This window comes from Bacillus cereus, assembly GCF_015071065.1.
GTDB classification, from domain to species: Bacteria; Bacillota; Bacilli; order Bacillales; family Bacillaceae_G; genus Bacillus_A; species Bacillus_A cereus_BA.
This window is the reverse complement of record NZ_VOVA01000007.1, coordinates 57,644-82,916: the sequence shown is the minus strand read 5'-3', so window position 1 is coordinate 82,916 and position 25,273 is coordinate 57,644. Positions and strand designations below refer to the sequence as shown.

The following is a 25,273-nucleotide window of genomic DNA, read 5'->3' as shown; positions in this document are numbered from 1 at the left end:
AGTAAATTAAGCGATAAAACAATGCTTATAGAATTAAATAGGATTTTACTAACAATGGACCGGTAATGATTCACTGTAACATTACCGGTTATTCTTAAAGTGATAGTTATTTGTATACATGAAGTAAATAGTTTAACGTTGATTAGGTTTCGTTATGAGGTAAATTATTCACTTAATTATTATTGTTTGTGGGATGGAAATAAGATTTGTAGTTTGAGCTCTAAAAATAGGGGGGACTTGTGAAATGAGTATTAAGAAAAAACTTGGTATGGGTGTTGTAACTGCAGCTCTTGGTCTATCTTTAATTGGCGGGGGAACATATGCGTATTTTAGTGATAAGGAAGTATCACAAAATACGTTTGCAGCCGGCACTTTAGATTTGAGCGTTAATCCTGAAGTTGTTATTAATGTCGACAATATTAAACCGGGTGATGAAATGGAGCGCGGTTTTCAATTAGTTAACAAAGGAACCTTAGCAATAGGAGACGTGAAACTTCTTACAGATTACAGTGTAATCGACGCTAAAGGAGATAATGGAAATGCTGATTTTGGTGATCACATCCGTGTTGATTTCTTGTGGAATTTGGATAAAAATGAGGTCCCAATATGGTCTACTACATTATCAGAATTAAAGGTAGCTACGCAAAATGGAAGTATTCCTGATCTTGTGCAAAAAGGTGTTGTAGACCGAGAAGGAAATGGACTTGCTCCTGGTGATGATGATACTTTCTATGTAATGTTCACATTTGTGGATAACGGGGAAGAGCAAAATGTATTTCAAGGGGATGCATTGAAGTTAAATTGGACATTCAATTCAATGCAGACAAAGGGTGAAGATAGGTAAATATAAAGATAAATGTTATATATAAGAATGAATTGATGAAGAACTGAGAAATAGTATTTTTAATAGTTTAAAGGTTGATTTAGTGAATCAACCTTTTTTGTTTTTAGATTTTTTTATGTGTAGGGATTGAATTTTTTATAGTATTCATAGCAGTACTTCTCACATATATAGCGAATTAAATAGAGGATATATAGGAGGGATGGAAACATATGCTTTTTGCTATCATCTTGTTGTGAATTTTCATCTCCTTTACATTGAAATTGTTTCTGTTAATTTTGTTTTTTTGTGAGAAAATTACGCTTGAATTATTTGGGAAAAAGTAGCTTGAAAGTTACGTTACGTCATCTTTTATACTAAAGAAAATAGGATATAGGGGGATGGTGTAGATGACTTTAAAATGTATGTGGGGATGGAAAGAAATTTTATATTTATTTGTTTTCGTATTTCTGATTGTACCAGTAATGATTGAATCTCTTTTTTATGATTATGCTTTAAAAATAATAGGGAACTCATTATATGCTGGAGTATTAATGGGACTTATAATGGCAGTGATATTTACGTTTGTAGTTTACCTTTTTTGCATAAAAAGATATAAACTGTCGTGGAAAGATGTTGGAATTCGGAAGCTTTCATGGAAAGATTTATTGTGGACATTTGTAGCGGTTATTTCTTTGATTGTAGTTAGTATTGGTGTATTAATGATAATGGAGAAACTGGGGATTTCTTTTGAAAATAGTAAAACGGAGACGATCCAAAATGATAAATCAATATATTCGTTTTGTATCGCGGTAATTGGAGCGGCGGTTATATCACCAATCTATGAAGAGATTTTATATAGAGGTGTTTTTTATACGTTTTTTCGTGATAGATATGGTATATGGGGCGGTATACTTATAAGTTCAATAATATTTACTGTTGTTCATATCCCAACATATAACACATTACCGGTGAATTTTTTAAGCGGAGTAGTATTCGCATGGTTATATGAGAAAACAAATTCTATTTTATCAGCTATGGTTGCTCACGCGTTATTCAATTTCATAGCAGTACTTCTCACATTTATGTCGAATTAAGAAGATATATAGGAGGGATACATATGGAAATAGCTGTAGAACGAGTTTTTACAAAAGAGATTTTAACAAGAGCAGCAAAGGTATTTAATGTGACAGTGGAAGAAAAACCACTTGGTGATTTTGAAAATTATATTTTTCATGCGAAGGATAAAAATGCTGAAAATTACGTCTTGCGTTTAACACATTCTTCCCATCGTTCTAAAAAAGAGGTAGAGGCCGAACTAGATTTTTTACGGTATGTTGCGGAGCATGGAGCGAAAGCTGCTGGTCCTTATGACTCAATATCTCAAAATCTTGTAGAAGAAATCGGAGCGGAGGATGGTACTTCTTTTTATGCTTCATTATTTGCATATGCGAAAGGTGAGCAAGTAAAAGGAGAAGAATCGCCTTATTGGGGAGATGCTTACTTTGAAGCGTGGGGAAAAGCGATTGGACAACTGCATCGCCTTACAATGGATTACCCTAAAACAGACTACCGTGATACGTGGGAAGAGGACGAGAGTGGGATTGTTAATGAAATAGAAGATGAGAAAGTGAAAGAGATTGCGGCAGTATTAATGGATGAAATAAAGGCTCTTCCAATTGAAAGAGAAACATTTGGTCTTATGCATGGTGATATTCATCCAGGTAACTTTCATTATGATGGAAAAGAGTTAACAATCTTTGATTTTGATGATGCAGCGTATAATTACTTTATACATGATTTAGCAATGGTTCTCTATTACTCTGTTCTATTTACACCGTGGACTACAGAAGAGAAGACAGAATTTGCTTGTAAACAGTTACAAGTGTTGCGAAAAGGTTATGAATATGAGCACAGACTGGCGGATAGTTGGTACGAATCATTACCGTTATTTTTACGTCTACGTGATATTGGTTTATACGGTACACTTCAAAAGAAGTTTAAAGGGAAAGATATGCCAGATCATTTTCTAGAATTAGCAGAACAACTCTATGAAAGAATTATAAAGAAGGTAGCAATTGTGAATATATAATACATCCATATTGAGACAAAGTATACAAAATAAATGTATGCTTTGTTTTTTTATACAAAAATATGTTTGTTTTATTAAAATAATATTGTCATAAATTCGGTATACATTTATAATTTTTATATATTCTGAAAATTCTTTATAAATGGAGGTAGAAGAGTATTGGAAGCTATCGTAAGTTGGATAAATAATATTGTTTGGAGTCCCGCACTTGTCTATTTATGTTTAGGAGTAGGCTTATATTTTTCCATTCGAACGAGGTTTTTACAAGTAAGACATGTAGGAGAAATGGTGAAGCTTACATTTAAGGGAGAAAAATCTGATGCGGGTGTTTCTTCATTCCAAGCGTTAGCACTTTCGTTATCTGGGCGCGTTGGAACGGGAAATATTGCCGGTGTTGCAACGGCTGTTGCCTTTGGTGGTCCAGGGGCTGTATTTTGGATGTGGGCGGTAGCCTTTCTAGGAGCTGGTTCTGCATATGTAGAATCGACGCTTGCACAAATATATAAGACGAAGCATCAAGGGCAATTCCGCGGTGGTCCGGCTTATTACATTGAAAAAGGACTAGGTGTTAAATGGTACGCATTAGTGTTCGTCGCAGCAACGATTCTTGCGACGGGGATGCTGCTTCCAGGTGTTCAGGCGAATAGTATTGCTGTAAGTTTAGAAACAGCTTTTGGCATTAATACTTCTGTATCAGGAGCGGTATTAGTAGCGGCATTAGCACTTATTATTTTTGGCGGAGTTAAGCGAATTGTTAACGTAGCGCAAGTTGTAGTACCGTTTATGGCGCTTGGTTATATTTTAGTAGCTTGTGTAATTGTAGGTATGAATATTGAAAAATTACCAGATGCTTTTATGTTAATTTTAAAAAGTGCATTTGCATTAGAAGCTGCTTTTGGCGGGATTATCGGTTTAGCAATTTCTTGGGGTGTAAAACGTGGTATTTATTCAAATGAAGCAGGGCAAGGAACTGGGGCCCATGCAGCAGCAGCTGCTGAAGTATCGCATCCAGCTAAACAAGGGTTAGTACAAGCCTTTTCCGTTTACATTGATACATTATTTGTTTGTTCAGCAACAGCATTTATGATGATTATTACAGGCATGTATAACGTATTTGATGCAAACGGAAAAAACTTTATCGTCAATAAATTAAATGGTGCACAGCCAGGTCCTGGTTATACACAGGCAGCAGTAGAGTCTGTTTTCCCTGGATTTGGAAACGGTTTCGTAGCAATCTCTCTACTATTCTTCGCATTTACAACAATTATGGCTTATTACTACATTGCAGAAACGAATATAGCTTACTTAAACCGTGATAAAGACCGTCCTTGGATGTCTATCGTACTAAAGTTTGTGTTCTTAGGAGCTGTATTCTACGGTTGTGTAAAAACAGCCGCGACAGCATGGGCTTTAGGAGATATTGGTGTAGGAATTATGGCATGGGTTAACATTATTGCGATTCTATTATTACAAAAACCGGCATTGATCGCATTAAAGGATTATGAAAAGCAGAAAAAAGAAGGAAAAGATCCAGTATTCGATCCGCAGTCGTTAGGAATTAAAAATGCAGATTTCTGGGAGCATGAATACGGGAAAGATAAAAAAGAAGAAGTATCTTAATAGAATAGGAATGAAAGAGCAAAGGGAAATCCCTTTGCTCTTTTTTATGGACAAAATGCAGATGAAAGTTATTTTTTAAGCTATTTTTGAATATAAAAAGAGTGTACATGCTTTGTTAGGGGAAGGAGGGAGTAAGTTGATTGAGTTTCGTAATGTGAATAAATATTACGGTGACTTTCAAGTTTTGAAAAATATTAATGTACAAGTGAAAAAAGGTGAAGTGGTAGTAGTTGTTGGCCCTTCGGGGTCAGGGAAAAGCACGTTGCTGCGGTGTATAAATCAATTGGAGGCAATTACCGATGGAGAATTGATTGTACAAAATAAGGAAGTACACAATGTGAAAACAAATATGAATGAATTGCGCCGAAATATTGGGATGGTCTTTCAACACTTTTATTTATACCCGCATAAAACAGTTCTTCAAAATATTACACTAGCACCGATTAAAGTAAATAAAGTTTCAAAAGAAGAAGCGGAGAAAACAGCGATGTTTTATTTAGAGAAAGTAGGAATTCCGGAGAAGGCAGGTGTATATCCGCATCAATTATCTGGTGGACAACAGCAAAGGGTGGCGATTGCTAGAGGGCTCGCGATGCAACCGGAGATTATGCTATTTGATGAGCCTACGTCTGCTCTTGATCCAGAGATGATTGGTGAAGTGCTTGATGTTATGAAAGCGCTGGCTAAAGAAGGCATGACGATGGTTGTCGTCACACACGAGATGGGATTTGCACGTGAGGTAGCAGATAGGATTTTATTTATGGATGATGGTCAAATTATCGAAGATACAACACCAGTACAATTCTTTGCAAATCCTGAACAAGAAAGAGCTCGTCTATTTTTAAGCCGAGTGTTAAATCATTAAAGGAGGAATTTCATGCTTAAAATGAAAAAGCTGTTTACCCTAATCATATTCTCATGTTTATTTGTGTTTATTGTTGCTGGATGCGGGGGTAAAAAAGACGAGGCGAAAGAAACAAATACGAAACAAGGCGGAGTTGTTGAGCAAATTAAGAAGCGCGGGAAATTAGTAGTTGGGGTGAAGAATGATACGAATTTATTTGGATTGAAAAATCCTTCAACAGGGCAGGTAGAAGGGTTCGATATTGATATCGCGAAGGCGCTTGCGAAAAAAATTCTTGGCGATGAAAAGAAGCTAGAGCTGAAAGAAGTAACGTCTAAAACACGTATTCCAATGCTGAAAAATGGTGATATTGATGCCATTATTGCGACAATGACAATTACGGAAGAGCGTAAAAAAGAAGTGGATTTTTCAGATGTATATTTTAAAGCGGGGCAATCGTTACTTGTGAAAAAAGGAAGCAATATTAAAAGTATTGATGATGTGAAACAAGGCGTTAAAGTATTGGCTGTAAAAGGCTCAACGTCTACAAATAACATCCGTCAAAAATCACCAGAAGCAACAGTATTAGAGTTTGAGAATTATAGTGAGGCATTTACAGCGTTAAAAGCTGGTAAAGGCGATGTTTTAACGACAGATAATGCGATTCTTTATGGAATGGCAAAACAAGATTCTAATTATGAAGTTGTAGGGAAAATTTTCACGGATGAACCGTATGGAATTGCAGTGCAAAAAGGTGCAGACGATTTAACGAAAGAGATTAATAGTTTATTAAAAGATATGAAAGCGAATGGGGAATACGATAAATTGTACGGAAAATGGATCGGTCAAAAGCAAGAAAAATAAAGTGAAACTTTAATCAGTGGGGAAGGGTTATCTCCTAATGATAATTAGCCTATACCAATTGGAATAAATAGTAAGAGTGAGAGGATGAGGGATGCTCATCCTCTTCTTATAAAGAAAGAGGGGAGAATATGTGCCTGACTTTTCTATTTTGACGAATAATATTGATATGTATTTAGAAGGATTTAAATATACGGTAATGTCTAGTGTAGTTGCGCTAATAGGAAGTTTTGTTTTAGGAATTATTATGGCAGTGATGCGCATTGCACCTATTCGTATTTTGAATTGGATTGGCTCTACCTATGTAGAGTTTGTTAGAAATATTCCACTCGTATTAATTGCATTCATTTTCTATTTTGCTTTGCCTGTAATAGGAATTACTTTCAACGGTTTTGTAGCAGGGACAGTTGCGCTTACAGTTTATACAGCGGCTTTTATTGCGGAAGTAATTCGTGCTGGTATTTTATCAGTCGCGAAAGGTCAAATGGAAGCAGCGCGTTCTTCAGGATTAACTTATACGCAAGCGATGTATCATGTCGTTTTACCTCAAGCGATGAAAATCGTCATTCCTCCTCTAGGAAATCAATTTCTCAATTTAGTAAAAAACTCTTCAATACTCGGAATTATTGCTGGAGCGGATTTAATGTATCAAGGAGACTTAATTTCGACGAAGACATTCGTTACGTTTGATGTATATATATTTGTTGGGATGTTTTATTTAGTACTAACAATTCCGCTAAGTATGCTAGTGCGTTATTTGGAAAGACGTTTGGCAAAGGAGGGGGTGTAAATGGATTTTCAAGGTGCTATTACAGGAGATCATATACTCTTTTTATTAAAAGGATTGCTTGTAACGTTAGAAGTCGCTCTTGTAGCGATTGTACTTAGTTTTATTATCGGTAGTGTAATAGGAACTTTGCGCTATACAAAAATACCCGTCATCTCACCAATACTAGGCTTTATCGTTGAAGTTATTCGAAACTTACCACTTCTTTTAATTATATTTTTTACGTATTTTGCACTTCCAGAGGCAGGTTTGAAATTAGAAATTATAACGGCCGCAATTGTTGCTTTAACGATATTTGAAGCAGCGATGATATCTGAAATTGTTCGAAGCGGTCTATTATCTATCGAAAGAGGACAAATTGAAGCGGCGCGCTCGTCAGGATTAACATATGTCCAAACGCTTTGGCACATTATTTTACCACAAGCACTTAGAAGAATGGTTCCTCCGCTTGTTAGTCAATTTATTTCATTGTTAAAGGATACGTCATTAGCAGTTGTTATATCATTGCCGGAGCTTATGCATAATGCTCAAATTATTAGCGGACAGAACGTAAATTATATGATTCCAACATTTATACTAGCAGCTTGTATGTATTTCATCGTAAACTATAGTTTATCAATTTTATCGAGAAGATTAGAACTTCGTTAACTCTTACAATAATACGTAAGAGTTTTTCCTTATTAACCCTTATTTCCCTTATATTAGTATATAAACCTCGTAATAATTAAATTTTTATAATGTTTTATCAGAAAAGTTTTAATTTTATATAGAAATTGTAACCGCTTTCGTGTATATTTTTATTATCAGAAAATTTTAACAAGATATAGGGGTACTTGTAGGGGAGGATTAAGATGCAGCAAACAACGAATGATAAATTACATCGTACGATGAAGAGTAGACATTTATTTATGATAGCACTAGGTGGTGTAATCGGGACAGGTTTCTTCCTAGGTTCAGGATACACTATTAATCAGGCTGGACCAGGGGGAGCCATCCTTTCATATTTAGTGGGCGGATTTATTATGTATTTAACAATGCTTTGTCTTGGAGAGCTAACGGTAGCAATGCCAGTTTCAGGATCTTTCCAAAAGTATGCGACGAAGTTTATTGGACCAGGAACTGGATTTATGATCGGGTGGCTATACTGGATTGGATGGGCAGTAACAGTAGGATTAGAATTAACATCGATCGGTTTAATGATGAAAAGATGGTTTCCGAATGTGGATGTTTGGGTATGGTGTCTCGTATTCGGGGTTATTTTATATGCTTCAAATGCAATATCAGCGAAGAGTTATGCTGAATTAGAGTTTTGGTTCTCTAGTATTAAAGTAGTTACAATTATTGCATTCATTCTACTTGGTGGTAGCGCATTACTAGGATTTTTACCATACGACGGAAAAGAAGCAGCGCCTCTTTTCTCTAACTTTGTAAGTGATGGTGGGCTATTCCCAAATGGACTAGCTGCAGTGCTTCTTACGATGATTACAGTTAACTTTTCCTTCCAAGGAACAGAGTTAATCGGGATTGCAGCAGGAGAGAGTCAGAATCCTGAAAAAACAATTCCACGCGCAATTCGTAATACAGTATGGCGCATTATGTTATTCTTCATTTTAACAATGACAATTTTAGTAGGGTTAATTTCTTGGAAAGAAGCAGGGATAATTGAAAGTCCATTCGTAGTTGTATTTGATAAAATCGGTATTCCATATGCAGCTGATATTATGAACTTCGTTATTATTACAGCTCTTCTATCTGTAGCGAACTCAGGGTTATATGCAGCAACGCGTATACTATGGTCACTTGCAAATGAAGGAATGGCACCAACTTCTTTCAAGAAGGTAAATAAACGTGGTATTCCAATTACAGCGCTAGTCGTAACGATTGCTGTTGCGGCGTTATCTTTATTAACAAGTTTCCTTGCAGAAGATACAGTATATATGTACTTATTATCTATAGCTGGTTTATCTGCTGTTTCAAGTTGGATCATTATTGCTTTATCACAACTTCGCTTTAGAAGTCAGTATTTAAAAGGCGGAGGAAAATTAGAGGACTTAAAGTATAGAACACCACTATATCCGCTTGTTCCAATTTTAGCTTTAATTACAAATAGCGTCGTTGTTATTAGTTTAGCGTTTATTCCAGAACAACGAATGGCGTTATATTGTGGTATTCCATTTATCATTTTCTGCTACATATATTATTATATGAGTAAGAAACGGAAGAAACCGATGAAAGTGGAGATGGAAGCAAAGTATGAAAATAAAAATTAAGCATGATGATATAGAGGCAGATTTATCGTATGGTTCATTGGTGATAGGAAAAGAAAACGGGTATTCACCGTTACAATTACTCATTTCTTCTATCGCAGGATGTAGTGCAATTGTCTTCCGAACAATTTTAGAAAAGAAACGTATTACATACGATACGTTTACAATTGAAACCGAAATTGGGAGAAGTGAAGCTTTATCAAAACCAGTTGAAAGTGTTCATTTGCACTATAAAATTAAAGCGCAAAACATTACAGAAGAGCAATTAGACAAGGCGCTGCAACTTGCGGTGAAAAACTGTACGATCGTTCAATCTGTAAAAGATAGTATAAAAGTTACAGAAACAATTGAATTAATGAAGTGAAACATAAAAACGTGAGAATAGGGCGCTCACGTTTTTATGTTTTTAACAGAGGTGGACGAATTAGATGATTGTGTAGCAAAAGCGATTATGGATGCTTCTAAGCTTATTTCAAAGGCTATTAAGTCATTATATAGACCAGACGGAGTTACAATTTGTCAAAATGGTGGAATCTTTAACGAATTAACTCATTATCACATGCATATTGTACCGAGATATAAAGAGCGTTCGTTTGCTGAGTTTTATCCGGTACAATAGGGAGAGAAGCAGAATCCAAAGACATTGTTAAAAGAAGTGATAGAGCAAATACTGCATACTGAAAAGGCGTAAGAGGAGTTTTCTTACGCTTTTTAGTCTCCATACATATTTAAAATGTCTTTCGCACGTGCACATAAACCATCTATTAATTCTTTCGGTTCTAAAACTTGTGCATCTTTTCCAAGACGATAAAATAGAGGCGTAATAAAATTAATTTCTCCATTATCAATTGTTGAATTTATATATCCTGCCCCGTCTTCATTTACTACAACGAATTCCTCAAGGTAAGGAACGCTTTTACATTGGCGCACGCCTTCTGTCGTTAATAAAACATGTAACTGAGTAGGAATGTTTATTACGTTAGAGCTAGAGGCAAACCATTCTTCTAAATTTATGAATGTATCTTCATTTTCTTCCGTTAATAGTATAGAAAGAATACGATCGACGCGATACAGTAATACCTTTTTTCTACTAAAGTCATAGGATGGCAAATACCATAAACCATCGTGGGCATATACACCGATAGGATGAACATGTTTTGTTTTTATTCCAGATTTAGATTCGTATTGAAAGTGTAAATTTTTATTTTCAATAGCTGCAGTTAACACTTCTTTTAAAAGTGGTGTATCAATTGTTCTCTTCGGATTCCAAAAAGCGATATAAGAACGTATTTTATCAACTTTAGCTTTCGCATCATTTTGAAGAGAGCTATATAATTTATGTGTAACGGAATTGATTTCCGTATTAAAAGGCAAGTTACGATAATAGCTTAAAGATTGAAAAGCAAAAAAGATGGAGACAGCTTCTTCTTCAGTAAATAAAATAGGTGGAATTACTTTATTGGTTAATACTTTATAGCCGCCGTTGCGACCTTGTTCAGCATAAATGGGCAACCCCATATCACTTAAATCTAAAATGTATCTATGGACCGTACGAACGGATATATTGAATTCATCTGATATTTCCTGGGCTGTAAATGTTTTTTTCGCAGAAACAAATATAAGAATATCTAATAAACGTTTTGCTTTTGACAAGGATATCACCTTTTTCTTTTTTAAACATGACACGAATTGTCATGTTTTACGGTTAGTATAGTGCGTATAAGATGATTTTATCAATAGAAGCTGTAAGGAGGAAAAGATATGTCACGTGAAATTGTTTTATTTATTGCAGCGAGCTTAGATGGATTTATCGCGAAAGAAGACGATGATTTAGAGTGGTTAATGGAAACAGAAGGAGAAGGCGACAACGGTTATACAGAGATGTATGAATCAATTGATACGATAATCATGGGAAAGAGAACATACGATTATGTGATAGAGCATATGGAACCATTCCCGTACCTAGATAAAAAATGTTATGTTTTTTCTAATTCTGAAAAAGGTTCAAATGAACATGTAGAGTTTGTAAATGGAGATGTAGTGGAGTTTATAAAAAAGTTAAAAGAGCAGGAAGGATCTAAAATATGGATGGTCGGTGGAGGGAGTCTACTGAGAGAATTTTTTAGGAATAATCTAATTGATGAATATGTTGTTACGATTACACCTCACATATTAGGTTCTGGTATGCCGTTATTTAAAGAAAAGAATCCGGAAATTAATTTAACTTTAACGGATACAAAACGTTTTGGGCAATTTGTAAATCTGTATTATAAGGTAAAATGATAAAGAAACACGACTATTGATGATAGTCGTGTTTTACTACATAGTTGGTAATGAGATTACAAAACAAGACCCGTGATCAACCTCACTCGTTACAGTAATATTCCCGCCGTGTAGTTCTACAATTTCTTTTACGATGGAGAGCCCTAAACCAGTGCCTCCTGTAGCACGTGATCTTGCTTTATCAACGCGATAAAAACGGTCGAAAATATGAGGGAGGTCTTCAGGGGGAATACCTTCGCCTTCGTCCTCAATGCTAATGGAAATACGTTTATGGTCTTCTGTAACAGAAATATTGATATGAGAATGTTCTTTTGAATGTCTATAAGCGTTGTTTAACACGTTAATCATAACTTGCTCAAAGCGTTGCTCGTCCAGCTTTACTAGGAGTGAGGATGGACATGTGAAGACCACATTAATTTGTTTTTCGCCATACATAACATTTGTTTTTTCAGTAATTCGAGTGAGGAAGGTGTGTAAATACACTTCTGTTACTTCAATAGAAAAGTTATGCTTTTCCATTTGAGCGAGTGAAAATAAATCTTGAACTAAGTTTGTAATATAATCAGACTCGTCTTTTATAATAGATAAGTAGCGTAAACGTTGCTCAGGATTTGTACTGTCTTTTAACGCAATATCAGCATAACCTCTTACGTACGTTAATGGTGTTCGTAATTCGTGAGCAACACTTGCTAGAAATTCACTTCGCTCTGTTTTCATATAATGTAAATCATTTGCGAGAGTTTGAATAGATGATGCTAGTTCACCAATTTCGTCATTTCGAGTAGTTGTTAATGAAACGGATAAATCGCCCTTACTCATTTTTTCAGTCGCTTGTTTCATGTGTAACAATGGTTTTGTTAACAAACGTGATAATAGAAAGATGGTGATGGCTGTTAATAGAAAAGTAATGACTCCAGCGATAATAAATTGTTTCGTCACCCCGTTAACCATTTCTTCGATCGATTCCGTCCCGAGAAACATATATACATAGCCTTCTATGTTGCCATCTACTACAATGGGACTCACTGTACATATATAATTAGATGTTTTCCAATGATTCTCTATAATTGCTCCATCATGATCTGTTCGTGTTTGCATTCCTTCAATATGTTTTTTTATAGTAGTATTTATTTCATTGGATTTAGCTAGTACATCCTTATTTGCATTTGTAATAACAACAGTGGTCTCGGCTTCGGATTCCATTAGTGCAACATGGGAGATTGTTTGCCTATCAAAATACTTTTCAAGGACATCTCGGTGACTATTTCCGCGCTTTAATAAAGCTGTCATTTCTTCATTTACTCTATTGTTTACAAGGCTATAATAGAGCAAGACAAATAGAACACTTTCGATTAAAAGTGTAACAATTAGAAAATAAAATCCGAGTTGAATAGAAATTCGCTTCATCGTTTTGCTCCTTAATATAGGGTATCAATCCATCGATAACCTACTCCGTAAACAGTTTTTAAATGGTGATCAATAGGAAAATTTACTTTTCGTAATTTATCACGCAAATTACGAATATGTGAATCGACTGTTCTATCTTCTGTATTTGTATTTAATCCCCAAATTCGTTCAATGAGCTGATCACGGCTTAATACGTAGTTCACATGACGTAAAAATAATCCGAGTAAAGAGAATTCGATTGGAGTAAGAAGAAGTTCTTCATTATAGACAGAAATGAAATGCTTGGCCTCATCCCATAAAATGCCGTGATATTGGATTTGCGTACGTTGATTGGTTCGGCGTAAAACAGCTTCAATTCTTGCGAAGAGCTCCTCTTCGTGGAATGGTTTCGTCACGTAATCATCTGCTCCAAGTTTTAACCCTTGAATGACATCTACCGTTTGATCACGAGCAGTTACCATAATGATAGGAACGTTACTAAATGATCGAATTCTTTTGCACGTTTCCCACCCATCCATCTTTGGCATCATAATATCGAGTAAAATAAATTTGAAATTTCGATTTTCTATATGTGAAATAGCTTCTTCTCCGGACACTGCACATACGCAGTTGTATCCGATTGGAGTAAGATAAAGTGTTAATAATTCAAGCATTCTCGGTTCATCATCTACAAGTAGTATATCGATCATAGAGTACCTCCGCATTTGTAGTTATTACTTAAATTGTAAGTCAAAATCATGAAGAAATGGTGCAGATTATAATGCATCTGCATAATTTCTTCAGAATTGCTTGTTATCGTAAAGTTGAAATTCCATTTTAGGTAATAAGATTAGTTCGAAAACAATTACGGGGGCGATATAGTGAAAAAGATGACCCGAATTTTTGGGATAACAATAATTGCAGCAGTCGGTCTTGCGGCGTGTGGACAAACGAATACAGATCATAAAAATCATGAATCTACAGAAGAGAAGAAAACAGAGCAAAAGGAAATGAAAATGAATCCGGAGGTAACTGCGCCGAAAGAAATGAATGCCGGGGCATCGAATGATTTATTAACGACAAGTTTAAAAAATGTAACGAGATTAAATACAAATGATCCTCTGCAAATGGCAGTGTTAACTTCGCAAACAATATGGCCAGCAACTCATAAAGAAAATCAGCCGGGTGCTGTTATTTTAGTACCAGTGAACGAGTGGCAATTAGGTATTGCAAGTGCAGATCTTATTCATCATCCGAATAACGGACCGATTTTATTTATAGAAAAAGAAAAGGTACCCGAAATGACGTTAAAAGAAATCAAACGATTAAATCCGCTCGGAACGAAAGATGGAACGCAAATTATGGTGATGGGGGATGTAGAGGCATCTAGCCTAGAGCAATTAAAAGAATATAAAGTAAAGCAAATAAAAGAAACGGATCCAGCTACATTTGCTAAAGATGTTGATAAAGAATATGCCGATATAACAGGAGATTATCCAAATAGTGTTATTATCGGTTCATCTGAAGAAGAAGGACGTTTATATACAACACCAGCTGTAAATTGGATTTCTCATATGCCAGAGCCACTTTTATATACAGAAAAAGATAAGGTGCCAGAAGCGACAATAGAGGCATTAAAGATGAGAAAAGATAAAGCGAATATATATGTGTTAGGACCAGAAAAAATCATTTCAAAAGAAGTAGAAAAAGAGTTAAGTAAATATGGAAAAGTAACACGTATTAATGGGGAGACTCCAACAGAAAATTCGGTTGCATTTGCGAAATTTAAAGATGAAAAAACGAAATTTGGCTGGGGGTTCACAAAACCTGGTCACGGTTTGTCGTTTGTTTCGAGTAAAACACCAGACTTAGCAATTGCGGGAGCACCGTTTTCACATATGGGTAAACATGCCCCTGTTGTATTGTTAGAGGAAGGGAAAGCTTCACAACCCATTTATGATTTTCTTGCTAGCATTCAGCCGAAGTTTAAAGATGATCCAACAATCGGTCCATACAATCATGGATTCTTATTAGGGAATACTGAAAATATTTCGTTTGAAACGCAAGGTGTATTAGATGAGAGATTAGAGATTGTTCAGGAAAAAGGCAAGGGGCATGGTGGACATTAAATGGGGAAAGACGCTGCTGCTGGTAGCGTCTTTTTTTAGGAAACTTTTACATAGCACAAGATCTTCTACTCGTTATATAATAGCTTTCGTGCAGTCGGCTCTGATTTTCTTATGGAGAAAATCAAAGAATTAAAGAGTAGAGGAGTGTTACTTTGTTTCAAACTATAAAAAAAGAATGGTTCTCAAATGTGAGAGGAGACGTGCTATCGGGGATTGTTGTTGCTTTAGCATTAATTCCTGAAGCGATAGCTTTTTCTGTTATTGCAGGTGTAGATCCGACGGTTGGGTTATACGCCGCTTTTTGTATTGCGGTTACAATTTCGTTTGTCGGCGGAAGACCTGGGATGATTTCAGCTGCAACAGGTGCAATGGCATTATTAATGGTGACGCTTGTGAAAGATCACGGTTTACAATATTTATTTGCTGCGACAATAGTAACAGGTATTGTCCAAGTTATTTTTGGTGTGTTCAAACTGAGCTCATTTATGAAGTTTGTCCCTAAATCAGTTATGAGTGGTTTTTTAAATTCACTTGGAATTTTAGTTTTTACAGCGCAATTGCCGCATTTTAAACATGCAACTTGGCAAATGTATGTACTTGTCGCATTAGGACTTGCAATTATATATTTATTTCCACGTATTACGACGGCTGTACCGTCTACACTTATTTCAATTATTATTGTGACAAGCATTGCACTTATGAGCGGATTACAGTTGAAAACAGTAGGGGATATGGGAAGTTTACCGAAAGAATTACCGTTCTTTAGTATTCCTGATGTGCCGTTTACACTTGAGACATTAGGTATTATTTTACCGTACTCAGTTATGCTTGCAATTATCGGTTTACTAGAGTCATTATTAACAGCTTCGGTTTTAGACGATATGACACATACTGAAAGTAATAAACATAAGGAAGCACGTGGTCAAGGTATTGCAAATATCGTCGCTGGTTTCTTCGGAGGAATGGCAGGATGTGCAATGATTGGGCAATCTGTTATTAACATTAAATCAGGTGGTCGCGGACGATTATCAACGTTTGTAGCCGGTGGGTTTTTAATCGTATTACTATTCGTGCTAGGTGATTACGTTGTTCATATTCCGATGGCTGCTTTAGTGGCTGTTATGATTATGGTTTCAATTGGGACGTTTGATTGGAACTCTGTAAAAACGCTTCATAAAGTACCGAAAGGAAACGCATTTGTTATGATCGTAACAGTTGTGATTGTCCTAATTACACATAATTTAGGATTAGGTGTAATTATCGGAACGATAATTAGCGCGGTTTTATTTGCATTCAATATGGCAAAGATTCACGTGAAACATTTGTATATTGAAAATAAGAAAATATACGAAATTCACGGCCAACTATTCTTCGCATCTACGGCAGATTTTATAAATGCTTTTTCATATAATGAAGTTGCGAAGGAAATTGAGCTGAACTTTACTCACGCACACGTATGGGATGATTCAGCAGTAGCAGCAATTGATAAAGTTATCATGAAGTATGAACAGAACGGTGTGAAAGTAAGGATCACAGGGTTAAATGAACGAAGCTCGAAGCTCGTTGCGAATTTAGCTACTTATAATAAGAGAATTGCTAGTTAGAAGCCTCCTTTTTAGGGGGCTTTATTATATAATACGAGTAGGATAACGAAAAGGGGATTCAGCATATGTACAAACAAATTTTATTAGCATGTGACGGTTCTGAACATGCACTTCGGGCAGCCGAGCATGCAACATATATTGCGAAATTTAACGAAGAAACACATGTTGAAGTTGTGTACGTAGTAGATAATAGAACGGCAAAGTCAGATATTATACAAGGACAAACGGATTTAGAAACGATATCAGCTAGTCGAAAAGATAAATTAAAAGAGATTGAGGGTTTATTAAAGAAAGAGAACATTTCCTACAAAATTACGATTCTACATGGCGATCCAGGAGATACGATTGTTCAATATGTAAATACAGGAGATATAGATCTTATTATTGCTGGGAGTAGAGGGCTAAATACACTGCAAGAGATGGTGCTTGGTAGCGTAAGTCATAAAATAGCAAAGCGTGTGAAATGTCCGGTGATGATTATAAAATAAATTGATTGAAATATTTTTAAGTGTAAGCAAGACCTTGATATGATTCGAGGTCTTTTTTTGATGTATTAAGGGGTAGAGTGTGGACATACTAGATATATAAGTTTTAAAAAATGTTAACTTACAAATTTGTAAGTTAGTTGTCAGCGAAATCGATGTTATGAAATTTTTTCCATTGATAAAATAAGAATATCAAAGGGGATATAGGGAGGATGGAAGGTATGAAATCATTTCAAAATTTGTCTTATAGCCAAGGAGTAAGTTTAATTTGTTTAGGTGGATTTGCTGGATCTGTTATGTTAGCTGTTTTAATAAAGATGTTTCAGTAAATGTTTTAATCGTATGAATAGAAGGGAATTGATTAATATAAATAGCAAGAGAAGAACGATAAATAAAAAGTAGCTCTTAGCATGTAAGTAAATGCTGAGAGCTATTTTTATGTTTATTTTTCTACACATTATATTTTGTTTAAACTTCTTTTGATTTAGCAGATCCTGTATTTAAAGTAAGAGCAAGGAAGAACATTGCAAGCACACAAGAAGCAAGGAGCAAAATGAATCCGCCGTCCCATCCGAATCCATCTACAATAAAGCCCATAGCTGCGCTAGCAAAAGTAGCTCCGCCTAGGTAACCGAAGAATCCAGTTAAGCCTGCTGCAGTTCCAGCAGCTTTTTTAGGTGCTAAGTCAAGAGCGTGTAGCCCAATCAACATAACAGGTCCATAAATTAAAAATCCAATGGAAACAAGTGCGATACTATCAATCATTGGATGACCAGCAGGATTTAGCCAGTAAACGAGAACGGCGATGAATACACCAACCATAAATAAAATACCAGCAGGTGCACGGCGTCCTTTAAATAGTTTATCGCTCATCCAACCGCAAAGAAGGGTACCGGGAATACCAGCCCACTCATATAAGGCATAAGCTGTACGAGAGCTACTGTGAGTAAAGCTTTTTTCTTCTACTAAGTAAGTAGGAGCCCAGTCTACAACGCCGTAACGCACGAAATAGACGAATACGTTCGCGATAGCGATGTACCATAAAAATTTATTGTTTAATACGTATGTAAATAAAATTTCCTTTACCGAGAGTTCGCGTTCACGATCCGCTACTTTTTCTTCTGATGGATATTCGCCAGTATGTTCTTCGATAGATGGTAATCCGCAAGATTGAGGCGTATCACGCATCGTAATTAATACATAAATCCCAACTAAAATCGAGAGAATACCTGGGAAGTAAAATATACTTTTCCAGTCATTTGCAAAGAAATATAAGCCTAATGTAACGAGAGAAGGCATAAGCGCGCCGCCGACGTTATGAGCGACGTTCCAAATAGACATTTTTGTACCACGTTCACTTACAGAGAACCAGTGAACCATCGTACGTCCACAAGGAGGCCACCCCATACCTTGTACCCATCCATTTAAAAACTGAAGTACAAACATGAGTATAATGCTCGTTGTAATGAAAGAAAATGAACCGAAAATAATATTAATGATACCTGATAAAAATAGCCCAGCTGCTAAAAAGTAGCGAGGATTACAACGATCGGATACGATACCCATGAGAAATTTACTTAATCCATAAGCGATAGATACCGCTGAAAGGATAACACCAAGTTCCGCTTTACTAAAGCCTTGTTCGATTAAGTATGGCATTGCGAGTGAAAAGTTTTTTCGAACAAAGTAGTAACCCGCATAACCGATGAAGATACCTAAGAATACTTGTAAACGTAATTTACGGTATTCGCTATCAGTGCGATCAGCTGGTAAGCGTTCCGCGTGGGGCGCAGGTTTAAATAATTGTGTGAAAAACATAAAATGAAAATCCTCTCCTAATTAATTCAAAGCCTTTTAAGACAGAGAGAATACAAAAAGGCTATGAAATATAAAAAAGTTCCCTTTTTTATGATTCATAGCCGTATACTCCGATTCTCCGTGACTGTCAATATTGACTTCGACGGAAATTATACAACTTTGTGACAAAAATGTAAACGTTTTTATAAAGAAAGTTGTTGACGTATTTTGTTTGCGGGATTAATATTTAAATACGTTAAATATTTTATTGCTTAAATAAGAGGTGGATAACATGCCAAATGATATGACTCATATTGATAAGATTCAAGCTCTTACATTTGCTATAGGAAAGAAAATGCAAACAGAGCTATTAGAACAAATGCAAGCATCAGGACTTACACCACCGCAGTTTTATATTTTAAAGATTTTAGATCATTATGGAGCCTCAAGAGCGACACGATTAGCGGAGAAAATGTACGTGAAACCGAGCGCGATTACAGTAATGATTGATCGTTTAATTGATCATGGGTTAGTAGAGCGCTATCACGACGATAAGGACCGCCGCGTTGTTGTCATTGAGCTAACTAAAAAGGGGAAATCTACAGTAGAAGAAGCGATGGCGGCTCGTAATGAGCATATTGCAAAATACTTCTCACACTTAGAATTACAAGAGAGGGAAGATTTGTTACGCCTCTTTGAAAAGCTAGAAACAATTATTTGCGGGACACCAGAGAAAAAAGAGAAAAACTAAGAGGAATTGAGGAGATTACATGGAGCAACAAGAAAATCAGAATAGAAAGTTGTTGTTAATCGGTTTAGTAATCGCGATGCTATTTGCTGCATTGGACGGAACAATCGTTGGTACAGCAATGCCGCGTATCGTCGGTGAACTAGGTGGATTAAGTTTAATGACATGGTTAACAACAGCTTACATGTTAACATCAACAACGGTTGTACCGATTGCAGGTAAATTAGCGGATTTACTTGGGCGTCGTAACGTATATATAGCAGGATTAATTATCTTTATGGTGGGTTCAGCGTTATGTGGTATGGCAAACGGTATGACAGAATTAATTATTTTCCGTGGTATTCAAGGTCTTGGTGGCGGTATTATGATGCCAATGGCTATGATTATTATCGGAGATATGTTCACGGGAAAAGAACGTGCTAAATGGCAAGGTATTTTTGGAGCTCTATATGGTCTTGCCTCTGTAATTGGACCACAAGTTGGTGGTTGGATTGTAGACGCAGTGGACTGGAGATGGGTATTCTATATTAACTTACCAGTTGGTATTTTAGCGACAATCTTTATTGCAATGGGATTAAAAGCACATAAACAAACAGGACCAATTAAAATTGATATCGCTGGAATCTTCACGATGATTCTCGGTGTTGTAAGTTTATTACTTGCGTTAACGTTTGGCGGGAAAGATTATGCATGGGGTTCTTGGCAAATTATCGGGTTATTTGCATTAGCTGCCATTGGTATTGTTAGCTTTGTTATCGTTGAAACGAAGGCTGAAGAACCAATTTTACCGATGCACTTCTTTAAAAACCGCACATTTACACTACTGAATGCGATCGGTTTCTTTATGAGTATCGGAATGTTTGGAGCAATTATGTTCGTACCGTTCTTTATGCAAGGAATTGTAGGCGTAAGTGCTGCTGAATCAGGAACGATTATGACACCGATGATGATCACAATGATCGTAATGAGTATTATCGGTGGTCAGCTTGTATTAAAAATTGGTGTGAAACCACAAATTATTACAGGGATGCTTATTATGGCTAGTGGTTTCTGGTTATTAACAACGATGGATATGCACACAACTAAGCTTACCGCTACTTCTTATATGATGGTTATCGGTTTAGGAATGGGTCTTGTTATGCCGATATTAACATTAGCATTACAAGAAAGCTTCCCGAAAAAAGATCTTGGTGTTGTAACATCATCAAGTCAATTCTTCCGTCAAATCGGTGGAACATTCGGTATTACAATTTTAGGATCAATTATGAATAACACTTCAGGTACAACGTTAACAAATAAATTAGTACCTGTATTAGATACGTTCCCGAAAGAAGCGGGACAAATGGTAACAAAATTGAAAGATATGATTCATACAGATCCACAAAGTTTATATTCTATGTTATTTAGTCCAGAGGCTTTAAAACAAATGCCAGAAGCATTTTCTAATAGCATCGTACCGGTTTTGAAAAGTTCTTTAGTGGACTCACTTCATACTGTATTCTTAACAGGATTGGTATTTATCGTAGTAGGTGCTATCTTTACGATTTTCTTACAGAAGATTAAACTGTCTGATCGTAAAAAAGCTGTTGAAGAGCCTGCTGTAGAAGAGAACGAACGAACTGCATCATCTTCGTAATGAAAAGCATCGCCTTATGGCGGTGCTTTTTTTGAGTATAACCTTAAAAGCTTTTTAGTGAGAAATGATTGACGTATTTTTATAAATGCGTTATATTATTTTGTGTAAACGGTTACATGAAATGAGGAGAAAAGAGAATGAGTACGATTAAAGACGTTGCAAAATTAGCAGGGGTATCTGTTGCGACCGTTTCCAGAGTGTTAAATAAAAATGGATATGTTCATGAGGATACATTAAAGAAAGTAGAGCGAGCAATTGAAATGCTAGATTATAAGCCTAGTACAGTAGCACGTTCTTTATACAATAAAAAATCTCGTTTAATTGGTTTAGTTGTTCCAAATATCGTGAATCCATTCTTTCCAGAAGTTGCACGTGCCGTAGAAGATGTAGCATATAAGCAAGGTTACACAGTTGTCCTTTGTAACTCTGATGAAAATTTAGAAAAAGAGAAACAATACATTGATGTGCTTAGACAAAATAATGTGGATGGGTTTATTGTGGCAACGAATCCACAAAATAGTGTTAATTACATGAATTTGTCTATTCCAGTTGTTGCGATTGACCGTATGTTTAATGAGCGTATTCCTACTGTATATGCAGATAACTATGCAGGGAGTCAGGCGGCGACAAAGTTATTAATAGACAAAGGGTGTAAACATATTGCACATATTCGCGGACCGCGTGATGTGAGCACAGCTAATGAACGTTTTGAAGGTTTTGTAGACGTTATTACGCAAAATAATCTTTCTTATATGATTGCAGAGAGTACATTCGATCCAGCTAATAGTGAACAGGTCGCGGTGGAATTATTGAAAGAATATCCGCATATTGATGGGATTGTTGCTGGGAATGATTTAATTGCAATCGGTATTGTAAAGGCTGCACTTCAAAAGGGGATTTCTATTCCAGACGATTTACAAATTATCGGATTCGATGGAATTTCTTTAACAGAAATGATGTATCCATCTATTACAACTGTTGCACAGCCAATTTATGTAATGGGGAAAGTTGCAACAGAATTGTTGTTAGAGCAGATGGAAGGAAATCCATTAGAAGAGAAACACTATCGTTTACCGATTGAAATTATAGAACGAAATACAACGAAGTAAGGAGATGCGACAGATGCCAAATATTGCAGTAGTAGGTAGTATTTCAATGGATTTAGTGGCTGTTTCAAAAATACGGCCGAAAGCAGGAGAAACGGTAATTGGTGAAGCGTTTCATACGATCCCAGGTGGAAAAGGGGCCAACCAAGCAGTTGCTGCAGCTAGATTAGGAGCAAATGTAGCGATGGTTGGTGCAGTAGGAAATGATGATTACGGAACAGTAGTTAGAAAAAATTTAGAGAACGAACGCGTTTTTATCGACTATGTGGTACCGGTTACAGATAGAACGACAGGAATCGCTCATATCGTTTTAGCAGAAGAGGATAACAGTATTGTTGTCGTACAAGGAGCAAATGCTCTTGTAAGTGAGTCGATTGTAGATTGTTCAAAAGATCTTCTTGTAAAAGCTGATATGGTTGTTCTTCAACTAGAGATTCCGCTTGAAACAGTAAAATATGTATTGACTATTTGTGGAGAACACAAAATCCCAGTTATGTTGAATCCAGCTCCGGCACAAATTTTATCAGAAGACATTTTAGAAAAAGTGACGTATATTACGCCAAATGAACATGAGTGTCGTATTGTATTAGATGATTTTACATCACCTATTGAAGAGTTACTGGCTAAATACCCAAATAAACTATTGATGACAGAAGGGTCTAACGGTGTTCGATTCCATAATGGAGCGGAAGTTGTGCAAGTTCCAAGTATTGCTGTAGATGTAGTAGATACGACTGGAGCTGGTGATACATTTAACGGCGCGTTAGCAGTTGCACTTTCTGAAGGAGAAACACTTCAAAAGGCAATTCGTTTTGCAAATATTGCTGGTGGTCTTTCTGTAACAAAACTTGGGGCACAGGGCGGTATGCCAACGAGAGAGAGAGTACGTGAAGTGCAGGTGATTGTCGGATGAAAAAGCACGGTGTATTAAATAGTGAAATTGCAGCGGTCCTTGCTTCACTTGGACATACAGATACGATTGTAATTGCTGATTGCGGGTTACCTATTCCTGATGGAGTAAAACGAATTGATTTAGCAGTTGAAATTGGAAAGCCTAGCTTTTTAGACGTATTACAAGTGGTTGCTGATGATATGGCAATTGAAAAAGTGACGTTAGCGGAAGAAGTCATTATGAATAATGCAGAGGTAAATAAAGAGATTGAAATGCGATTAATAGAGCCAGCATTTGAATATGTGTCTCATAAGGAATTTAAAGAGCATACAAAGAGAGCGAAGGCGATTATTCGTACAGGAGAGGCAACGCCTTATGCGAATGTTATTTTACATGCAGGCGTGATTTTTTAATAAAGGGATGTGATGAGAATGCATATTGAAATGAAAAATATTTCAAAAGCGTTCAATGGTAATCCTGTTTTAAAAAACGCACGGTTTACGATTGAAACAGGAGAAGTCCATGCATTGATGGGAGAAAATGGAGCGGGGAAATCGACGCTCATGAAGATTTTGACAGGTGTATATAAAAAAGATGGTGGAACAGTCACAATTGATGGACAAGAACGAACTTTTAAAAATGCGAAAGAAGCGGAAGAGTACGGTATTGCATTTATCCATCAAGAGTTGAACATATTACCAAATTTAACGGTAGCTGAAAATATGTTTCTTGGAAAAGAGTTAATGTATGGGAAAACGGGCATTTTACGAACGCGTCAAATGAATGCGATTGCCCAGCAGCAATTAGCAGATCTTGGTCTACATGTGAGAGGCGCTATGCTAGCAGGTGAATTATCAGTTGGACAACAGCAAATTATTGAAATTGCTAAAGCATTAATGACAAATGCGAGCGTTATTATTATGGATGAACCTACAGCGGCATTAACAGATCGCGAAATTGAAACACTGTTTATTGTTATTAATAAATTGCGTAAAGAGGGCGTTTCATTCGTTTATATTTCACACCGGATGGAAGAAATTTTTTCAATATGTGATGCCATTACGATTTTGCGTGATGGAGAATATGTAGGGAAAAGATTAATTCCAGAAACGTCATTTGATGAAGTAGTTAGCATGATGGTGGGCCGCAGTATTGGTGAACGTTATCCAGAACGAAATAGTCAAATTGGCGAAGTGATTTTTGAAATGCGTAACGGAACGAAAAAGGGGAAATTTGAAAATGTTTCGTTTCAAGTTAGAAAAGGTGAGATCCTTGGTGTTGCGGGCTTGATGGGAGCTGGCCGCACGGATATTATGAAAGCAATATTTGGATATGAACCGCTTGATTCAGGACAAATATTTATGAATGGACAAGAAGTGAAAATTGATAGTCCAATTGATGCGATTAGACAACGAATTGCCTTTATTACAGAGGATAGAAAATCTGAAGGGCTTGTATTAGATTTTTCGATTCGTGAAAATTTAGCTTTACCAAATTTAGAAAGTCTTTCAAAGGGAAGCGTTGTTAATAAAGGTTTAGAACAGCAATTTACAGAGGATATGATGAAGCTTCTTAACGTGAAAGCAGCAAACGGAGAGCAAGCAGTAAAATCTCTTTCTGGTGGAAATCAGCAAAAGATTGTAATTGCAAAATGGCTAGGTATTCATCCGCAGTTACTCATCTTAGACGAGCCAACGAGAGGTGTAGATGTTGGGGCTAAAAAAGAAATTTACTCTATTATGAATAAGCTTACCGAGCAAGGAGATGCCGTTATTATGGTATCGTCTGAGCTTCCAGAAGTTTTAGGAATGAGTGATCGTGTTCTCGTTATTCATGAAGGGAAAATCGGCGGTATCTTAGAGAAGGAACAGGCATCTCAAGAGTCTATTATGGCACTAGCTACAGGGGGAGAGTAA

25 protein-coding genes and 1 pseudogene are annotated in these 25,273 nt (G+C 36.3%); 22 read left to right on the top strand and 4 right to left on the bottom strand.

Going from position 1 to position 25,273, the window contains the following annotated elements; translation table 11 throughout:
* Window positions 1-244 precede the first annotated feature (244 nt).
* The 11 genes and pseudogenes from FT637_RS18380 to FT637_RS18330 all read left to right on the top strand — a co-directional run.
* Window positions 245-844 (top strand): TasA family protein, encoded by a 600-nt coding sequence (locus FT637_RS18380; protein ID WP_002169164.1) that lies wholly within the window; start codon window positions 245-247, stop codon window positions 842-844.
* Between the two features lie 386 nt (window positions 845-1,230).
* Window positions 1,231-1,917 carry a CPBP family intramembrane glutamic endopeptidase gene (locus FT637_RS18375; RefSeq protein WP_193647527.1) on the top strand — a complete coding sequence of 229 codons (687 nt, stop codon included), beginning with the start codon at window positions 1,231-1,233 and terminating at the stop codon, window positions 1,915-1,917.
* Window positions 1,918-1,940: 23 nt separating this feature from the next.
* The gene (locus FT637_RS18370; protein ID WP_193647526.1) at window positions 1,941-2,912 is read left to right on the top strand and encodes a phosphotransferase enzyme family protein; all 972 of its coding nucleotides are present in this window, start codon (window positions 1,941-1,943) and stop codon (window positions 2,910-2,912) included.
* Window positions 2,913-3,071: 159 nt separating this feature from the next.
* Entirely contained in the window at window positions 3,072-4,532 is a 1,461-nt protein-coding gene (locus tag FT637_RS18365; RefSeq protein WP_193647525.1) for an alanine/glycine:cation symporter family protein, read from the top strand.
* Window positions 4,533-4,614: 82 nt separating this feature from the next.
* Complete coding sequence (locus FT637_RS18360; protein WP_319805954.1) at window positions 4,615-5,397, top strand: amino acid ABC transporter ATP-binding protein; 783 nt, start codon at window positions 4,615-4,617, stop codon at window positions 5,395-5,397.
* A gap of 12 nt (window positions 5,398-5,409) precedes the next feature.
* The gene (glnH, locus tag FT637_RS18355; protein WP_193647523.1) at window positions 5,410-6,240 is read left to right on the top strand and encodes a glutamine ABC transporter substrate-binding protein GlnH; all 831 of its coding nucleotides are present in this window, start codon (window positions 5,410-5,412) and stop codon (window positions 6,238-6,240) included.
* A gap of 130 nt (window positions 6,241-6,370) precedes the next feature.
* Window positions 6,371-7,027, top strand: a complete 657-nt coding sequence (locus FT637_RS18350) for an amino acid ABC transporter permease (RefSeq protein WP_193647522.1) — start codon at window positions 6,371-6,373, stop codon at window positions 7,025-7,027.
* Window positions 7,028-7,672 (top strand): amino acid ABC transporter permease, encoded by a 645-nt coding sequence (locus FT637_RS18345; protein WP_193647521.1) that lies wholly within the window; start codon window positions 7,028-7,030, stop codon window positions 7,670-7,672.
* 203 nt (window positions 7,673-7,875) lie between these two features.
* Window positions 7,876-9,294 (top strand): amino acid permease, encoded by a 1,419-nt coding sequence (locus tag FT637_RS18340; protein WP_193647520.1) that lies wholly within the window; start codon window positions 7,876-7,878, stop codon window positions 9,292-9,294.
* Complete coding sequence (locus FT637_RS18335) at window positions 9,278-9,655, top strand: OsmC family protein (protein WP_193647519.1); 378 nt, start codon at window positions 9,278-9,280, stop codon at window positions 9,653-9,655. The genes FT637_RS18340 and FT637_RS18335 overlap by 17 nt, the downstream gene beginning before the upstream one ends.
* A gap of 42 nt (window positions 9,656-9,697) precedes the next feature.
* Window positions 9,698-9,982 (top strand): annotated as a pseudogene (locus FT637_RS18330) (HIT family protein); the annotation flags it as partial.
* A gap of 20 nt (window positions 9,983-10,002) precedes the next feature.
* Here FT637_RS18330 and FT637_RS18325 read toward each other — a convergent pair.
* Window positions 10,003-10,944 carry a helix-turn-helix transcriptional regulator gene (locus tag FT637_RS18325; protein WP_193647518.1) on the bottom strand — a complete coding sequence of 314 codons (942 nt, stop codon included), beginning with the start codon at window positions 10,942-10,944 and terminating at the stop codon, window positions 10,003-10,005.
* 108 nt (window positions 10,945-11,052) lie between these two features.
* Between FT637_RS18325 and FT637_RS18320 the strand changes: the two genes are divergently transcribed.
* Entirely contained in the window at window positions 11,053-11,574 is a 522-nt protein-coding gene (locus FT637_RS18320) for a dihydrofolate reductase family protein (RefSeq protein WP_193647517.1), read from the top strand.
* Window positions 11,575-11,610: 36 nt separating this feature from the next.
* Here the strand turns inward: FT637_RS18320 and FT637_RS18315 are convergent, their stop codons facing one another.
* Window positions 11,611-12,981 carry an ATP-binding protein gene (locus FT637_RS18315; RefSeq protein WP_193647516.1) on the bottom strand — a complete coding sequence of 457 codons (1,371 nt, stop codon included), beginning with the start codon at window positions 12,979-12,981 and terminating at the stop codon, window positions 11,611-11,613.
* 11 nt (window positions 12,982-12,992) lie between these two features.
* On the bottom strand, window positions 12,993-13,670 hold the full coding sequence (locus FT637_RS18310; RefSeq protein ID WP_193647515.1) for a response regulator transcription factor: 678 nt from the start codon (window positions 13,668-13,670) through the stop codon (window positions 12,993-12,995).
* 171 nt (window positions 13,671-13,841) lie between these two features.
* Here FT637_RS18310 and FT637_RS18305 point away from each other — a divergent pair, with 171 nt between their 5' ends.
* The 4 genes from FT637_RS18305 (at window position 13,842) to FT637_RS18290 (ending at window position 17,507) form a co-directional block, all read left to right on the top strand.
* Entirely contained in the window at window positions 13,842-15,089 is a 1,248-nt protein-coding gene (locus FT637_RS18305) for a cell wall-binding repeat-containing protein (RefSeq protein WP_193647514.1), read from the top strand.
* A 152-nt stretch (window positions 15,090-15,241) separates the two neighbouring features.
* A complete protein-coding gene (locus tag FT637_RS18300) occupies window positions 15,242-16,693 on the top strand; it encodes a SulP family inorganic anion transporter (protein WP_193647513.1) in 1,452 nt (483 codons plus the stop codon).
* Window positions 16,694-16,758: 65 nt separating this feature from the next.
* Entirely contained in the window at window positions 16,759-17,181 is a 423-nt protein-coding gene (locus FT637_RS18295; RefSeq protein WP_002010593.1) for a universal stress protein, read from the top strand.
* 218 nt (window positions 17,182-17,399) lie between these two features.
* Window positions 17,400-17,507, top strand: a complete 108-nt coding sequence (locus tag FT637_RS18290; protein WP_131231982.1) for a DUF4027 family protein — start codon at window positions 17,400-17,402, stop codon at window positions 17,505-17,507.
* Between the two features lie 139 nt (window positions 17,508-17,646).
* On the opposite strand, the gene glpT is transcribed toward FT637_RS18290, so the two are convergent.
* On the bottom strand, window positions 17,647-18,996 hold the full coding sequence (gene glpT / locus FT637_RS18285; RefSeq protein ID WP_193647512.1) for a glycerol-3-phosphate transporter: 1,350 nt from the start codon (window positions 18,994-18,996) through the stop codon (window positions 17,647-17,649).
* 271 nt (window positions 18,997-19,267) lie between these two features.
* On the opposite strand from glpT, the gene FT637_RS18280 reads away from it, so the two are divergent.
* The 6 genes from FT637_RS18280 (at window position 19,268) to rbsA (ending at window position 25,273) form a co-directional block, all read left to right on the top strand.
* On the top strand, window positions 19,268-19,726 hold the full coding sequence (locus FT637_RS18280) for a MarR family winged helix-turn-helix transcriptional regulator (RefSeq protein WP_193647511.1): 459 nt from the start codon (window positions 19,268-19,270) through the stop codon (window positions 19,724-19,726).
* A 19-nt stretch (window positions 19,727-19,745) separates the two neighbouring features.
* Window positions 19,746-21,359, top strand: coding sequence for an MDR family MFS transporter (locus FT637_RS18275; RefSeq protein ID WP_193647510.1), 1,614 nt, complete (start codon window positions 19,746-19,748; stop codon window positions 21,357-21,359).
* 137 nt (window positions 21,360-21,496) lie between these two features.
* Window positions 21,497-22,468: a ribose operon transcriptional repressor RbsR gene (gene rbsR / locus FT637_RS18270; protein WP_193647509.1), complete on the top strand. Its 972-nt coding sequence runs from the start codon at window positions 21,497-21,499 to the stop codon at window positions 22,466-22,468.
* A gap of 13 nt (window positions 22,469-22,481) precedes the next feature.
* The gene (rbsK, locus tag FT637_RS18265; protein ID WP_193647508.1) at window positions 22,482-23,378 is read left to right on the top strand and encodes a ribokinase; all 897 of its coding nucleotides are present in this window, start codon (window positions 22,482-22,484) and stop codon (window positions 23,376-23,378) included.
* Window positions 23,375-23,770 carry a D-ribose pyranase gene (gene rbsD / locus FT637_RS18260; protein WP_002090928.1) on the top strand — a complete coding sequence of 132 codons (396 nt, stop codon included), beginning with the start codon at window positions 23,375-23,377 and terminating at the stop codon, window positions 23,768-23,770. The genes rbsK and rbsD overlap by 4 nt, the downstream gene beginning before the upstream one ends.
* Window positions 23,771-23,788: 18 nt before the next feature.
* Window positions 23,789-25,273 carry a ribose ABC transporter ATP-binding protein RbsA gene (gene rbsA / locus FT637_RS18255; RefSeq protein WP_193647507.1) on the top strand — a complete coding sequence of 495 codons (1,485 nt, stop codon included), beginning with the start codon at window positions 23,789-23,791 and terminating at the stop codon, window positions 25,271-25,273.

Excerpts from the sequence above, each read along its gene's own strand:
- rbsD (WP_002090928.1), top strand. The coding sequence starts at position 23,375 with ATGAAAAAGCACGGTGTATTAAATAGTGAAATTGCAGCGGTCCTTGCT.
- rbsK (WP_193647508.1), top strand. The coding sequence starts at position 22,482 with ATGCCAAATATTGCAGTAGTAGGTAGTATTTCAATGGATTTAGTGGCT.
- rbsA (WP_193647507.1), top strand. The coding sequence starts at position 23,789 with ATGCATATTGAAATGAAAAATATTTCAAAAGCGTTCAATGGTAATCCT.
- glpT (WP_193647512.1), bottom strand. The coding sequence starts at position 18,996 with ATGTTTTTCACACAATTATTTAAACCTGCGCCCCACGCGGAACGCTTA.
- FT637_RS18340 (WP_193647520.1), top strand. The coding sequence starts at position 7,876 with ATGCAGCAAACAACGAATGATAAATTACATCGTACGATGAAGAGTAGA.
- FT637_RS18295 (WP_002010593.1), top strand. The coding sequence starts at position 16,759 with ATGTACAAACAAATTTTATTAGCATGTGACGGTTCTGAACATGCACTT.
- glnH (WP_193647523.1), top strand. The coding sequence starts at position 5,410 with ATGCTTAAAATGAAAAAGCTGTTTACCCTAATCATATTCTCATGTTTA.
- FT637_RS18310 (WP_193647515.1), bottom strand. The coding sequence starts at position 13,670 with ATGATCGATATACTACTTGTAGATGATGAACCGAGAATGCTTGAATTA.
- FT637_RS18315 (WP_193647516.1), bottom strand. The coding sequence starts at position 12,981 with ATGAAGCGAATTTCTATTCAACTCGGATTTTATTTTCTAATTGTTACA.
- FT637_RS18375 (WP_193647527.1), top strand. The coding sequence starts at position 1,231 with ATGACTTTAAAATGTATGTGGGGATGGAAAGAAATTTTATATTTATTT.
- FT637_RS18290 (WP_131231982.1), top strand. The coding sequence starts at position 17,400 with ATGAAATCATTTCAAAATTTGTCTTATAGCCAAGGAGTAAGTTTAATT.
- FT637_RS18275 (WP_193647510.1), top strand. The coding sequence starts at position 19,746 with ATGGAGCAACAAGAAAATCAGAATAGAAAGTTGTTGTTAATCGGTTTA.
- rbsR (WP_193647509.1), top strand. The coding sequence starts at position 21,497 with ATGAGTACGATTAAAGACGTTGCAAAATTAGCAGGGGTATCTGTTGCG.
- FT637_RS18335 (WP_193647519.1), top strand. The coding sequence starts at position 9,278 with ATGAAAATAAAAATTAAGCATGATGATATAGAGGCAGATTTATCGTAT.
- FT637_RS18370 (WP_193647526.1), top strand. The coding sequence starts at position 1,941 with ATGGAAATAGCTGTAGAACGAGTTTTTACAAAAGAGATTTTAACAAGA.
- FT637_RS18380 (WP_002169164.1), top strand. The coding sequence starts at position 245 with ATGAGTATTAAGAAAAAACTTGGTATGGGTGTTGTAACTGCAGCTCTT.
- FT637_RS18280 (WP_193647511.1), top strand. The coding sequence starts at position 19,268 with ATGCCAAATGATATGACTCATATTGATAAGATTCAAGCTCTTACATTT.
- FT637_RS18345 (WP_193647521.1), top strand. The coding sequence starts at position 7,028 with ATGGATTTTCAAGGTGCTATTACAGGAGATCATATACTCTTTTTATTA.
- FT637_RS18320 (WP_193647517.1), top strand. The coding sequence starts at position 11,053 with ATGTCACGTGAAATTGTTTTATTTATTGCAGCGAGCTTAGATGGATTT.